The following is a 13985-nucleotide window of genomic DNA, read 5'->3' on the forward strand; positions in this document are numbered from 1 at the left end:
CTGGTGTTAGTCAAAAACACAGTCTTATGCCTACCCGTTATTGTAAGTGGGTGACTGTGTCCGGCGTTTCAGGGGGCTGCTCCAGGAGGACAGCGGTTCGATCATGCCTCGATATGTTCCACGTTGAGCACCGACTTGATTGCGCAATACAACGAATAGCGCCTCCGAGTACTTCAAAGCGCGGTCCCGATCAATGTACGGGAATCCTTCTGGGAGCATCGAGATGATCGCTCTACTTACCGATGCAAGCGAAACGTTCCTTTCTCCCCTCGTTCCAGAATACTTGATCCCGTTCGAGCGGCACCAAAGGGAGGCGGCCGCACTGCCGGAAACCCCAACGATGTTCGCGACTTCCGTAAGAGTGACGTGACTTGACGCCCTGAGCGGCTCGAGATCCTCAGGTAGGTAGAGTTGGTTCGGATGGGTCTCATACCATTTGGCTACGGCGCGAGCATCATCCGTCATTCGCCGAATGCGAAGAATGGCCTCCGCAACGACCTCACTCATCGCCCCTACGACAAACTTTGTCATCGGCGGAGCACCTTTTGCCGGCCACCATCGCAGCCCATACTTTGTTAACGTACCCCCGCGCTCCGGCTGGTTAACCTCGCAATCCAAGGGGAGCGTGAGCACCTCGCTAATCCGCGACGGTGCCGCGCAAAGGATCGCAGTGATTGCGCTGAAGATAACGTCTGCGGGAGTGATTGCGCTTCTGAATATTTGCGGGAGTGCTGACATGGCAGCGTCGGACGGCAACTTTGAAAATCGTCGAGCGTCGAACTCTGCCCCAACTCGCTGAGTATCGTTTGGACGCGACATAGGATTGCGCCACGTAAAATTTCCGGTCACCAATCGCATGTCAATCAAAAAAGATGCGATCATTTCGAGTTGCTGTCCTACGCGATACGCGGCACCCACCCCAAAATTGTCTGTAGCGATCTGGGCCGCACGATTGAGCACCAGCCCGTTCAATTCATCCAGGCCCCGGATGCCGCCGACTTCAGCCCATGCCTTGTCCAGCATTCTAAGAGCTGCCAATCGAGGTCCAAATCCGACGATGGGGCTCAGCCCCTGCGTGTACCGAATGTACGATTTAGCGAATGCACCAATGTCGGGGCACATTGGCTGAGGAACTTTTGCTTGTCTGGAGTCGAATGAGGAAAAATGAAGCCGTATGACTTTCGCTTCAGCTCCACGAATGGACACGTGGGAAGTGATGTCCCATACGTCCTTGTCAAAGTCCAGATCGTGGCCAAATACGCCTAGCTTCGATTTGCAGAACGCAAGAAATTGGTCAAGGTTCTCCCTTGCGGCCCGATCTGTCCGGGGAACAAAGTTTAGAATCGCGCTCATTTCAGACGCACCAATCGCGCTTCGTCGCAACGTCGTACGACTTCTGCTACTGCCAATATCGTGCGATCGTTGATCGCCGAAATGCGCGCGTTACCCGCTCCGCGAAGCCTCTCTCGCTCTTTCAAAAGATGATCGAGCACCTCATCATGAGGCCCATCGAGCCAAGGCTGGAAGCTCACACATGTGTAGCATGCAATTGGGGCCATCGCCCCACAAAATCCGAAGCTTCCACAATTGCCCATGGGTGCATCGCTCATTGCGACATTAGGCCCACGTATTCGACTGGAGTGATCCCCACTGCGGTCGGCGCAAGACTCATCGCGAATGAGCTTTCCTGAAAACGCTTGCGCGAGCGGTGCAAGCCTGAGAGCCATGGCTCGGTCAATGCGATCCCCCATCGCTCGACGCGCCTCCACGTACACGCCGACGTTTTGAGTGTCGGAATGATCGAGCATTTCGGCAATGACGAGTTCACCGTGGCCCTCTTCTGCAGCTCGGGTACCAACTGTGCGACGGAATCTGTAGGCAGCCACATGAATTGGTGCCCCCGTTCGCTCCGAAATCACTCCAAGGCTGTCCACAACTGAAATCAAGGACAGAATCAACGAACTGGACGTACGGTGATATGCAAATCCGGTCGGCTCATTGCGACGGCTCAAATGTGCTGGGAAAAGTGGTGCTTCATCTGAGTCTTCAAACAAAGAGGCGAGTTTTTTTCTAACGTCGATCACGTGCTCAACTACGATCTCTCCTACGGACGGTATCAACAGCCGTTTTTTGAAATTTTCTCGAATCGACTGGAAGCGCTGCTTTGCGCGCGGCACGCAGATGATGACGTTGAGCTCTCCCGCCTCGGACCTGGAAACAAGTATGTCTTTGAGCTTAAGAGCGGCATACTGTATTGGACGTTGGCCAAGAAGCAGGAAGAGTGAAACAAGCAGATAGTTCGCTCGAGAAATACGGCGTTCCCGAAAGGCTAGCTCGAGTCGAACATGAATCGCGCCAAGCTCTATGTCGGTAAACGGCCCGTGGCAGGGGTCCGCAGCTAGCACTGCCTCTCCCTTTTGATTCCCCTTGATCGTCAAGCGATCAAGCAAACGTATTACGTCTTGCTCGACCCCTACGTATCCAAGAGCATGCCATTTCCGAATCAAAGCTGCTAATTGCCCGACGTACCATGTTTTGGAGGGAGGTAGACGAGAGAAGTACCCCATCAAAGCAGCGGAGTCGACAGTCTTTAACCTGCGTCCGGATACCAAAAACGCGTCTTCATAGAAGCGTTTGAATCGTTCAAATAGATTGACAACGTATGACGGTGAGGCGTGTCGCACAAACCATGCCAACGTCATCTTCAACGAGCTCCGCAAATCAACGCTTTCAGCCCCCATGAATGAGAAGTCTAGGCTGACGGTTTTCGCAACATCCCTGTATTGCCAGAGATCGTCGCGCGCGTTGAACACCACGCCGGAAAGAGTCGTGACCTGGGCCGGCAGAGAAACGGCTAAGTTTCGGTTAGGTCGGGCGGCCGTCATTCTGACTCCCCGTACAAGGAGCGTTGCAGCGCGATCGACGCGCGCTGCGCCTTTTCACGGACATGTCTACGTGTGTACGTAGAAGCAGCGCCTGAGAACTCCGACCATCCCATCAGATATGAGCGGAGCTTTTTCTCCTCGTCCTCTGGAACGCGTCTCTCGTCCATCAGCTCAGAAAAGCGATCATTCCAGGTATGACGCAACGTATGCGGGCTAAACGAGGATGTGATTTCCGGGCAAGCGCTACGGATTTGGGAGAACAACTTATTGAGGGACGCAATGGAGAGAGGAGCACCCGTAGAGGATGTGCAAAACAGGAAATCGTGGCGTGACGCGCCTCTTGTTTGAGTCCTGATTCGCGTGAGGTACTCCAGCGTCTGCGCACATAACTCTTCTCCGATAGGAAGCACTCGTGCGCGAGTCTTGGTTAAGGGTTGTCGAATGCGGGGGTCGTCGAGGTCGTCTGCGCTGCGATGAACTGTGACTGAGTGCCGTCGAAAATCGACATCATGTGTTCGAACGCCGAGGAGTTCACCACGCCGAACTCCCAACGCCAGGAACAAGTTAACTATCAACTCATTTCGTAGTCTGCAGTTACCTCGTGCCCACGGATTGTTTGGCGAATCCCCCCGAATCGTGTCTAGCAAGACACGCAGATCCTGTGGCGAGAGGCCCTCCCTTGAATCAAGCCGTGCACTCCGTTTTGGAGGCACTCGCGATGTCATAGCCTCAGAGATCAGCTTAATTGAGGCAAGCAATGTTGCCGAGTATTCTGAGTTCGCAGGATGCTTCGTTGCTTCACGATGCGCGCACCAGACGATGAAGTCTCTTGCGTACCGTATTCGCATCCCCGTGTAGGCGGGAACAACTGAACCATCGTCGCGCCCTTTTAGTGACGACCGCCACCGCTCGATACTCGTGATGTTGGAGCTTTTTGTCGCAGCGGATGTTCTGAGCTTATCCGACAGGAATGGCTCACGGCACTCGGCAACAAAGGCGTCCACTTCGTCGAGTGCGAGCAACCGCCCCTCAGTACGAAGCCGCTTAGACAGGTCGATATCGGCTGACGACAGAAATCGGAGCAAATGCCGAATTGCGTAAAGCGAATTGCTCAACGTACTCGAAGACGCCCCTTTGCCTCGCAGCTCTGAGAGCGCGTAGACCGTTGGCTCCCAAAGTGGCATCCCATTATCGCTGACCAAAAGCGGAAGCCGCTCGCCGTCTTGAAGCTTGACGACCCTAACCTTGGACAATTCGGACATTGTTTACGTCCCCGAAAAGGTAGTTGCCTACCAATTTTTCAGGTGCGCATGACAATTCGATGTAAACAATGAAAAAACCCCGGTAGCACAAGGCTCCGGGGTATTGTTTACATTTACCGAAAAAGTGTACTCTACAACCCTTATGAGTACCTTCGTACTGTAACTAGCGTCGAAACTATTGGTCTGAGGCCCTATCAGCTTGCAAGCGCTTGGAGAAATGTAAACAACTGACTGCGCCAGATAGAACTTATTTACATTTTTCGACCGACGGGCCGAGGCCGTGCTCCCTCGTCGAGTTTGATCGTTAATTGGACAGGGAGGGGGTATCGCTGTGGTGCCCCACTTCCTTCAACAGCGCAGTGGAATCGAACCAAGCCTCACATTCTCGTCCCCGATCCGCTTCGCGAGACGTTGGGCGAGTCGCTCGTACAGAGGATCGAGGTGCTCCGAATGAAGCCCTTTTATATAAGGTTCGTGCCGAAGAAGCATTTCTGGCAAAAACAGCGACGTGCTCGGATCGCTATTCCGTTCTGCGAGATCCGCAAGGAATGACGCCAATGTACAGTGTCCCAGTCGCACCGCCTCAAGCACGCGATCTAACTGGTCGACACTAAGAATTACCGGCGTTTGCTCATCTGAAGCCCCATCCCACAGGATGCGAGCATTTCCGAAAACGAGGTCGCTTGAGGTAACGAGTATCTGCCAAACTCTAAAATCCGCATACACCGGGTTGGCTCGAATCTGGGCTGCAACGTTCGCCAGTTGAAGCTGCCCTTTAAGCACCGTTGGTTCCAGCCTACGTTGATACGCTTTAGCCCCCGCTACGGCCGGCATGTCGTGCGCGAGCCACTTATTCTTCACCTCTAGCAGCACGATATTCCCATCGTCGACCTGAGAGTAGTCGCAGCATTTTCCTTTGACACCGAATCGTTGGCGCGTGCTCTTCTCGTCAAGAACCTCACCTGGAACACGCCGGAGCGCATCTCCAACGTAAGCCTCTAAATGTTGATCGAACGCCTGTCGCACACCACTGTCTTCTGACACTGCGATCAAGTCAGAGAACGCGTGCTCAAGATTCCGGCGTAGGTTGTGACCACCAAAGAAAAACTCTTGACTTCCCACGGTCGCGAATGGCGTACGGTATAGAAGCACAGGTTGGTGCCACTCGTCGACATGCGGCTCCCCAAGTTCCTCGCGCAGTCGCTCTTGCGACCGCATAACTCTGGCAAAAAAACTCTTCATCACTTCCTCAGGAAACGACCGCTTCACTGCAGGCCAGTGTCTACTATCGGCGAAATCGACCATTGTTCCCGTTGATTTCGTCCAGAAATACAGCGCCAGCTCAAGGAAATCGAAAAGCGGCATCCCCAAGGCGGTCTGTAGATACCTTCGAAGGCGGGAGTCTGGCGTCAGTCTCTCCGCAAGGTCAAATTGCCGAGCAAACGCGTCGAACTCGAACCCACTTTGATATGGCAGCTGGGCCAAGAGGGTCGAGCGCAGTAGCAGCTCAAGTGGCAACTGCCCTACGATGGCGAGGCCTTGGTTTAGCGTTGTGAACGCCCAATGTATGCAGTGTTCAACCTCACTTTCCGGTAATGGTCTATGTCCGTAAAGGCGCCTGTCATCCCGCAAGAGACAAAGGACAATTCGATCGGCGACCCACGGGAGCTGGGAGATCACTGCTTCATGAGAACTACCAGCAGGAACGGTACGTGTTGCAAATGCGGATAGTGCGGAGATGTATGAATACTTCCGCAATCGGTTGCGTATTACGCGAAACGTTTCCCTGTATAGGTCGTTGTTTCTCGATCGCGAGTTGCGGCGATGACTTTCTCCCAGAACAGATTCTTCCATTCACCATCTTTTATCGTTAGACACTACAAGAGGTCGAGCGGAGACCGAACCGCTTACCTCGCGGTTTTATGACACCGAGTTCTTCGCACCACGTTGTCGGGCGTCGATAAACGGAGATCCGGTGGCTGTAAAACTCGTCAGGCAGTCTAGTTTATGCATACGGCGTATGCCGTTCGCGAACCACGAATCTGCCGCAAAGCAAGTGTCCTCAGTCAAGGAGCTGACGAACAGCGATACGGCTCTCGATGAACAGTTCGTGCAGACGACTGCGTTGCGACATGCGCATCGGATCGGGTCGTTTTTCATGCCTTAATAATGCGGCTGTACGCAGCCCAATCAATTGCCGGCACCGTTCCAAGACTTTGTAGCCTCGCGAGTAGGCGGAACAGGAAGAACATCATCGCGCCCTGTTCAGACACAATGAGAGGATCACCGTCATACCTGTCGTAGCCCCCATGGTCGAGCGCGCATATACAGTCAAGGGCTAGGGTATCGTCACTGCTAAGGTTACCAAGAAATGTGTCGTCGAGACCATTGACCCAGCCCGAGCGCGGCGCGAGCAACCCCGCAAGGATGCGGAAGTGTGGCTTCGGTTGGAACGTACCGCCAGCATGGGAGATTGCCACTGAGGTCCGAGTCATGCCGCGAACCGACGCGGCCTTCTTTTCGGCATACGCGATGTAGCCTTTGTTCACCTCGGGCTTGCACTCAAACATCGCGTATACCGCCTCTGCCGGAACGTAGCGATGGTTCTTCTGATCAAGTAGCGTGGGGGTGAAGTGCCGGTCGAAGATGACCACGTCGATTTGTTCGCTACGGTTTCCCATCGAGTCGATGACGATACCGGTCGCTACTTCGTAGCGGTTCGGCAAGTAAGAGCGCAGCAGCGACAGCCAATGCTCTTCATTCACAGAGCCCATCGTGCCGGCGTGGCTTATGGATTGGGTAGCGAGCGCCATCTGACTGCCGAGGGCGGTCTGGACGTTCGCAAAGGCCTGCTTGAGCCAAGTCGTATCGTTTGCAGCCGCGCCGAGTGCGGTGGCCGTGGAGATGGTTGGGTTCTGAGTCATGGACGATTCAGGATAGCGGGAACTTCGGACCGAACAGGGCACGCCAAGCCTTCAGCGCTTCTCCGTTCTGACCTTTGCGAGCCAGGTGGATGGCGTTGGAGGCTTCACGGCTCGCAGCGAGCAGCAGTTGGTGCGCGCGGTCTTTGCGCGCGCCGTCCATACCGTCGCTGACGGGCGAGCCCAGGCCAGCCGGATCAGGCCATGCGTCCTTAATACGGTCTGCCAGCGACGAGAACATCGTCTGCAGTTCGTAGTCGAAGCGGCCTTTCCAACCGCCGTGCAGACACTCGAGTGCCATCACTTCGATGAGGAAGGACGGCTTCACGGGCTTGTCTGCACCGTGCTTCGGGTTGTTGTTCCAGTACTTGACCATCCGCACTAGGCCTTTCCACTCGCCAGAGAAGGCTTGGTGGGCATCCCGCGCTTCGGCAGCGTGGATGTCGGGGTTGGTTTTCATCCACTTGCCCGTGTCGCTGTTTGGGATCTCGTAATCGGCACCGGCCTCGACTGCGGGAACAACGTCCACGCTTAGGACCCGGTAGTCCGTGTTGTCCTCAATATCGACGACCACACCGAAATCGACGTTGATGGAGCGCCCCTGCTTGCGGACAGCATCCTTGCCGTACTTTTCCACTAGCGCCTTGTAGAAATCGTCAAGTACCACGGACGGCGGCTGTGATCGGTACCTCTCCTGCTCAGTGTCGGACAACACAAAGAAGATGTCGATATCCTTCAGCGGTTTGGTCTTCGTGTGCCGGGCGTATGAGCCAGTGAGGAAGTCCCGCCGAATCGAGAACTTCGAGCGGATGTGTTCTCGAACTTCAGTGTGGCGCTTGGACGCGTTTGCTTGCTCGCGATCATTGAGCTCAAGCCGGGACTTGAACTTGCGAAATGCATCGTCAAGGGAAATCATCAACGGTTCCTCCAGTACGCGGCGTTGGCCCCGAGGCCGTTATGTTCAACAGTCGAGCCTAAGGTCTGGCGCACCATGCCTTCGGTCGAACGGGACGGGCAAGGGCCCCAACCAGCAACGTCCGGCCGCCCAGGTTTGAGCCTCAGAATGACCTCGTAGTCCGCGTTCTCAGGTGCCACGCCGGCCTTCTTAATGGCGTATTTCAGCTGCTCAGTGTCCGTGTAAAACGAGCCGTCGCCATCGGACCACTGGTAAACGATGTCTAGGTCCCAGCGAAGAATCAACGCGTTTGTGAGCGGGTTGTAGATTTCCAGTTCAACGCGCTCGAGGTGCCGGGACTCAATCCACGCCTTGATAGCGCGATGCTTGCTCTCCCAACTGTTGACCAGATTCGCAGGAGAGAGACCGCTCAACCGGATGATGTCCTTCAGGCTCTTCAGGACGTTGTCGGTAACATACGTGACCGAGTGGGTATAGGAGTAAACAGAAACGGTGCTCATGACTTCAGGAACCCCTCCAGGTCGAGCATCACGGTGGACACGTTGGCTGACTTCTTGTCTGCATCAACCACGAAGCCACTGTCCATATCACGCGCGACCACTCGGCGGGTTTGTTTCTTCAGCGCGGCCTGAATCCAAGACAGGTCATCGGTATCAACAGCTACAGACACCTGCCAGTTGCCCTTGGTCGCATCGAACCCGAGTTTTGCCTCGTTGCTCGACTCATCAAGTGCGTCGTCGTCATACAGGCAGTAGATGCGGGTACGCGCGCCGTCGCAGGTTACGACGATCGGGCTGGACTTCGGGGTCTGGTCGGTGATGGCGCTTGCCAGAATTCCCGTCACGCTCATTAGTTCCTTGCGGGCATCCTCGTTGGGGCTACTCGCGGTGATGAGGTCGACAACGGCGCTCCACGTGTCGGCCGCGTCCCGGAACGGAACGCTACGAATGTCTCGACGGACGGTGCTCACTTGCTGGCCTCCTTGTGCGAACGCGCCGCCTTCGCATCCTTCCCAGCAGCAAGCAGATGGGCGGTCGTCAGCTTGTTCGGGTCGGCAGCCACCTCACGGTTCATGACCATCGCGTTCACAATCATCTTGCGAACTGCGCGACCGTCCAGGCCTTCGCACGCGCGTGCAATCTTGCCGATGTCATGGGAGTTTGCGATCACCTCGAGCGCCGGAAATTGTCTTGCCAGGCCGCTCAGGCATTGCTCGAGAATCTGGACGATGGCCTCCTGGCCGGGTGGCGGCACTTCGATGACCAGATCGCAGCGAGACGTGAACGCGTCGTCGATGGCTTGGGGGAAATTGCTGGTGGCGATGAACAGGATGTTCGGGTGTAGCTCCGCGAGCGAATCAAGCTGGACGAGCACTGCGTCTGTGGCCCGATGGATGTCCACCGGATTAGCGTCCAGGCTCATCCGCGAACGGTCCGCCACCAGCGTTTCGACTTCGTCCAGAAGAACGACGGTCGGGCCGTTGCTCGCCTGTTCCGAGATGGTCTGCGAGAACAGCTCGCTCACGGCCCGCTGCGTCTTACCCATCGCCGAACTCGTCAACGCATGAGGGTCAACTTCGACCAGCCGCGGCTTCGCCTTGGGCATATAGCCAGCAAGCTTGCTGGCCAGGCCCCGCGCCAAGGAGGTCTTACCCGTTCCCGGAGGGCCGACGAGAAGAATCACCCCGTGCATCGGCAACTGGTCACGCGATACTTTAGGACGCAAAGCGAAGTTCAGGATGGCCTGAGATAGCAAGCGCTCCTTGATGTTATCAGCGACGATGATGCTGCCCCAAAGCGCGTCAAGAGACTCATCGGGAAGCGCGCGGACAGCAGAAATGCCGCGAGGAAGGTCTTCAGGTCGCATCAGATACTGTGCGTTGGTGTTGGCGTTCAATTTTGTCCCGTCCTGTGCGGACGCTTTAGTTTAGATGGACATAATGTGCCAGCAAGCCGGCAAGGGTTGGTGGAAGGCTGGTTCAGGTGTACTGGCCACGCTAGCGATGGAACAAGTTTCCGGAAGGCACGGTCTTCATTTCCTGTCCCGGCCACCCCTTGATTAAGAAACCTGAACCGCTTGCCTGTAAATCCTGCATGCAGATATGAGATGCTATAGGCCTCCCTAAAACCGTCTTCCGAGGCCCTAATGATCCACATCGCTATCATCGAAGACGTACGCGAGGACAGCGACAATCTGAAGGCGCTGATTCATGGCTCGCTGGAAGCAGAGGTGCGGCAGGCGTTCAACAAGGCGGAAGCTGAAAGCCTGCTGAAAGGGGGGAAGTTCGACTTGGTCATTATGGATATCGAGCTTGGGGCTGGGCCGAAGAACCGATATGCCGGTCTAGGCCTGCTGAGTGATATCCGCGCGAACTGGCCGACCATAGTTGTTTCTGGGATGCCGGAAGACAACCTCAGAGGGTTGGCGCTCACGCTACATGCGTATGACTTCATCGCAAAACCCGTAGATGAGCGGGACCTCATCAACAAGATTGAGCATGCTCTTGAATGGTCGAGATCTGACGCTGGCAAGGACCTGACGACCCAGCACGGCTTACCAGAAGGTCTAACTGCTGACCCGCAGCGGAAGAATCGATACCTGTGGCACGGAAGACCTGTGCCGCTGACCCTAACCGAACTCAGCATACTTCAGTGCTTGATAGAGCCACCAGGCACCGTGGTGGAGACACGGAACCTAGCGAAAAACCTCAAATCGGGAATGTCAAATAAGGCAATCGCGACCCAACTGTCGAACGTACGCGCGAAGTTCCGCGATGTCGACCCAGACTTCGACCGAATTGATAACGAGCCGGGCCGTGGCTACCGCTGGAAAACCTCAACGTAAGCGCTGGCTGCAACGCCTGCAGAGCTGGGACTTCACGCTCATCACCGTAGCGCTCCTCACCCTCCTAATCCTTTGTTTGGTCGGGGCGGTCGTCGATATCAGCATCTCAGCAAATCGAAAGGAGCGGTTGGTTCAGGAGTCGGAGCTGAAGGGGCAGCTCGCCCAGTTCCTGCTCAGCACGCGCGAACCTGACGGCTCATCGCTACTTGAGAATCCGACGGAGTTCTCTGCCGTTTCCCGGCCGCTGAGCATCGTCACGTTGCGGAGGTCATTCTTCTCCTACATGCTGCAACGGGGCAACGCGAAGGTGTTCAAAGCCGGAGACATTAACTTTGAGCCTCCTCGCGCGTGCCAGGTGGAGTATCCGGGGAGTCGAAAGGACGGTCCGCTGTCCGGGAACCTCCGAGTCTGCTTCGCAGCGGTACCGGGGGACCAGACTGGACGGTACGTTTATTTCTCACTGCGCTATCCGTCCAGCAAGATTGAGCGCCACCGTCCTGGTCGGCCGCTAGCCGACGTGAATCGCGTGGTATTCACATTCGGAGGACAGCCAGAAGGTCGGCTCACGTTGGCCTATCAGGTACCGCCATTGGCCCGCTCACGTTACCCCTCACAGTTGGCACGCTTTGAGCAGGTTCACGAGCTTTCTGGCTTCGCATTGGGCGAGGGTGGGGTGCCTTCCCGTCTTGTGAGCGGCCAGGCTATCGAAACCCAGCTGGAAGAGGATGGAAGCGCACCTCAGCACTTCGTGACAGTGGTGGGCCGCATTGACGCAGCGTTTCTCCAGCCATCAGGCTCGGATGATACTTGGCCATCAGAGACCCTGAAGAAGATCACCATCGGCTTGAAGGTCTACGACAAGACAAGCCCTGACTTGCAGCCGGAAGTTCTTTTTGATGTCCCGCCGGGGAAAGCGGGCACGCCGCTGGTCTCGCTGACGCAGGCGTACCTGGCAGCCGTCCCGTCACGTGCGTCCTTACACGTCAGTTCAACCGGCGCAGGAGGGGCTCGGCACTCCATCTGGCGCTCTGACGATGCGGGCATCAGTCAATCAACAACACGACTGGGCGGTTGGTGGCAAGACATCGCCGACCGCTGGTCCGAGTTCGTTCTTTCCAAGGGGATTCTTCAGAGGGAGCCAGTCTCCGCGACGCAGTCCGTTCGAATCGTGGGGCTAATGAACGCCAGCGCCACGCTCACAGCTACTCCGTTTACGTTGCCTGACCTAGCCACACGCGCGTTCACGTGGATTTCAGGTGCGGTCGCGCTCATCGTAGCCTTGGCCCTCTACTGGGGGCATAACGTCTTAAAGCTACGTCGCCTTCGGGCGATGGCTTACGCGATGGCGGCGCAACCAACTTGGGACGGCGACCTGAAGCAGTTCGCCGCGCGAAACGAAATCGGCACGTTGGCACGCGTTTTCCACCTACTGCTGAAGCGAAGCCGCTCACGCGATGCGAATCTGGTCAAACGACTACGCAAGCAGGAGACTCGACGCGCCGAAAAGCTGCGCCTGACGGAAGCTCATGTGCAGAACCGGAAGGCGATTCTGGATGCCATCGGACACGAAATTCGAGCTCCGCTGCAATCTCTTGTTAACACAACAAAGGATCAGCCGCCAGTTCAACAAAAACTCTCCCGCATTCGTCGCGCCGTGGAGGCACTTCATGAGGCGACCGGCGTCGAGGACGGACTTCGATCTGGTGAGATTGCGATGGCACCACACGACCTAGTCGATTGGCTTCAGAGATTTGCCCACAACCTGAACCAAGACAACCGGGGCGTGGAATACGTTGGACCTAGGCATGAGGTTGTCGTGCAAATGGATTCCATCCAACTGGAGCAAATACTCGATAACCTCCTTGACAACGCTCAACGCTACCGTGAGCCTGGAACGAACATTGAGCTTCGTCTCTCGGAGTCCGGTGACCTTATTGAGCTGGCCGTCTTCAACCGCGGAGTACCTATTCCGGAGACGGACATCGAGAGAATCTTCGATCTTGGTGTATCCGACAGCGATGCGCCAAGCAATAGTGGACTTGGTCTTTTCGCGTCCCGCATCTACGCGTTGGCTATGGATGTAACCCTCCGGGCTCGCAACGAGGAGGACGGTGTCTCGTTGGTCTTGCAGTTCCCACGATCAAGTCAAGATTGAGCGGCTTCGCGTCGTAATGCAACACGCCGCAAGAAAGCCCGACAAGCCGGTAGGCGCGGCGCGCCGAGATGTTGACTGGACAGGTCAGCCTTTCGTAGACATCCTCGAGCCATAATTTGTGGCAGCCGAGAAAGGCTGTATGAGCGGCAAGAGTTACTCAGCCATTAGGGCGAGCTCCGGGCAATCGAAGCGGCCGTTTCAATCTTGATCGACTTCAGCCCGCACATAACGCCGCACAGCGCACTGAATTACCTCGCGCCATCGGAGTTCGCGGAGAAACACGGGCAACCGCGGATGCTCCTGCCGCAGTCCCGGAGCTAGTTTAAAGGGACTTTGCTAGAAGTCCGTTGGTCCTATTGAAGGGGGCAGGTCACCAGCCCTCTCGGTGCAACAGACGACGGCAACGAATGGCCGCCATATACCCACGGAAGTAACCGGGCGACGTTAATGGCATCATCAAGTGCGCGATGGTGTCTTCCTAGAAATGAAAGCCCAGCAAGGTCACACGCCTTAGCCAACCCTACGCGCTTTCCGATGCGTTGCACCTTTGCGAAAGTCCGTTTTGCGTCGTCGTGATCGAGGTTAATGGGGAATGAAATCCCGTGGAGCGAACTATCCCGGACGAGTTGAGTATGGTCATATTTTCCCCAGCTCACCCAAACGGCACCCGCTATTCTATGTTTAGCGACGAAACGTGAAAATCCCTCAGCCGCCTCAGAAAAGGTGGGGGCAGCATCCACATCGCTTTGTACGATGCCAGTCAAATTGCTACAGAACGGGGTCAAGATAGGATTAATGACGGGCCGGACAAATGTGCAATATGTGTCGATGGGGTCACCAGCAATCGATGCCCAACATGCACCGATTTCGATCGTCTCCATTCCCGCTTCATTAATGGACCCGTCTTCGGAACACGTGGCTTCGATATCAATAGTGAGGAAGCGATCACCAGGAGGTGGCATTTTTTTAATCTTGAATGTACTGGGAGTGAGACGCCATATC

The 13985-nt window shown here is 55.9% G+C and carries 12 protein-coding genes; 2 read left to right on the forward strand and 10 right to left on the reverse strand.

Annotated elements, in window-relative coordinates; genetic code table 11:
* Positions 1 to 30: 30 nt before the first annotated feature.
* The 9 genes from PHO31112_RS00005 to PHO31112_RS00045 all read right to left on the reverse strand — a co-directional run bounded on the left by PHO31112_RS00005 (position 31) and on the right by PHO31112_RS00045 (position 9880).
* Positions 31 to 1353, reverse strand: coding sequence for a hypothetical protein (locus PHO31112_RS00005; protein ID WP_150618618.1), 1323 nt, complete (start codon positions 1351 to 1353; stop codon positions 31 to 33).
* On the reverse strand, positions 1350 to 2885 hold the full coding sequence (locus PHO31112_RS00010; protein ID WP_217426995.1) for a site-specific integrase: 1536 nt from the start codon (positions 2883 to 2885) through the stop codon (positions 1350 to 1352). The genes PHO31112_RS00005 and PHO31112_RS00010 overlap by 4 nt, the downstream gene beginning before the upstream one ends.
* The gene (locus PHO31112_RS28085; RefSeq protein ID WP_150618619.1) at positions 2882 to 4147 is read right to left on the reverse strand and encodes a tyrosine-type recombinase/integrase; all 1266 of its coding nucleotides are present in this window, start codon (positions 4145 to 4147) and stop codon (positions 2882 to 2884) included. The genes PHO31112_RS00010 and PHO31112_RS28085 overlap by 4 nt, the downstream gene beginning before the upstream one ends.
* 348 nt (positions 4148 to 4495) lie before the next feature.
* Complete coding sequence (locus tag PHO31112_RS00020; RefSeq protein WP_150618620.1) at positions 4496 to 5512, reverse strand: hypothetical protein; 1017 nt, start codon at positions 5510 to 5512, stop codon at positions 4496 to 4498.
* 791 nt (positions 5513 to 6303) lie between these two features.
* Entirely contained in the window at positions 6304 to 7071 is a 768-nt protein-coding gene (locus PHO31112_RS00025; protein WP_150618621.1) for a DUF6602 domain-containing protein, read from the reverse strand.
* 7 nt (positions 7072 to 7078) lie between these two features.
* Positions 7079 to 7984 (reverse strand): CBASS oligonucleotide cyclase, encoded by a 906-nt coding sequence (locus PHO31112_RS00030; protein ID WP_150618622.1) that lies wholly within the window; start codon positions 7982 to 7984, stop codon positions 7079 to 7081.
* Positions 7984 to 8484 carry an HORMA domain containing protein gene (locus tag PHO31112_RS00035; protein WP_150618623.1) on the reverse strand — a complete coding sequence of 167 codons (501 nt, stop codon included), beginning with the start codon at positions 8482 to 8484 and terminating at the stop codon, positions 7984 to 7986. The genes PHO31112_RS00030 and PHO31112_RS00035 overlap by 1 nt, the downstream gene beginning before the upstream one ends.
* Positions 8481 to 8954 (reverse strand): hypothetical protein, encoded by a 474-nt coding sequence (locus PHO31112_RS00040; protein WP_150618624.1) that lies wholly within the window; start codon positions 8952 to 8954, stop codon positions 8481 to 8483. The genes PHO31112_RS00035 and PHO31112_RS00040 overlap by 4 nt, the downstream gene beginning before the upstream one ends.
* Positions 8951 to 9880 carry an AAA family ATPase gene (locus tag PHO31112_RS00045; protein WP_246177577.1) on the reverse strand — a complete coding sequence of 310 codons (930 nt, stop codon included), beginning with the start codon at positions 9878 to 9880 and terminating at the stop codon, positions 8951 to 8953. The genes PHO31112_RS00040 and PHO31112_RS00045 overlap by 4 nt, the downstream gene beginning before the upstream one ends.
* A gap of 249 nt (positions 9881 to 10129) precedes the next feature.
* Between PHO31112_RS00045 and PHO31112_RS00050 the strand changes: the two genes are divergently transcribed.
* Together PHO31112_RS00050 and PHO31112_RS00055 are read left to right on the forward strand one after the other, a co-directional pair.
* Positions 10130 to 10828 (forward strand): response regulator transcription factor, encoded by a 699-nt coding sequence (locus PHO31112_RS00050; RefSeq protein ID WP_150618625.1) that lies wholly within the window; start codon positions 10130 to 10132, stop codon positions 10826 to 10828.
* Positions 10800 to 12983 (forward strand): sensor histidine kinase, encoded by a 2184-nt coding sequence (locus tag PHO31112_RS00055; RefSeq protein WP_174995428.1) that lies wholly within the window; start codon positions 10800 to 10802, stop codon positions 12981 to 12983. The genes PHO31112_RS00050 and PHO31112_RS00055 overlap by 29 nt, the downstream gene beginning before the upstream one ends.
* Before the next feature lie 353 nt (positions 12984 to 13336).
* Here PHO31112_RS00055 and PHO31112_RS00060 read toward each other — a convergent pair whose 3' ends face one another.
* On the reverse strand, positions 13337 to 13945 hold the full coding sequence (locus tag PHO31112_RS00060) for a 3'-5' exonuclease (protein ID WP_150618627.1): 609 nt from the start codon (positions 13943 to 13945) through the stop codon (positions 13337 to 13339).
* Between the last annotated feature and the right edge of the window lie 40 nt (positions 13946 to 13985).

The sequence above is a fragment of the Pandoraea horticolens genome (assembly GCF_902459555.1).
Lineage (GTDB): Bacteria > Pseudomonadota > Gammaproteobacteria > Burkholderiales > Burkholderiaceae > Pandoraea > Pandoraea horticolens.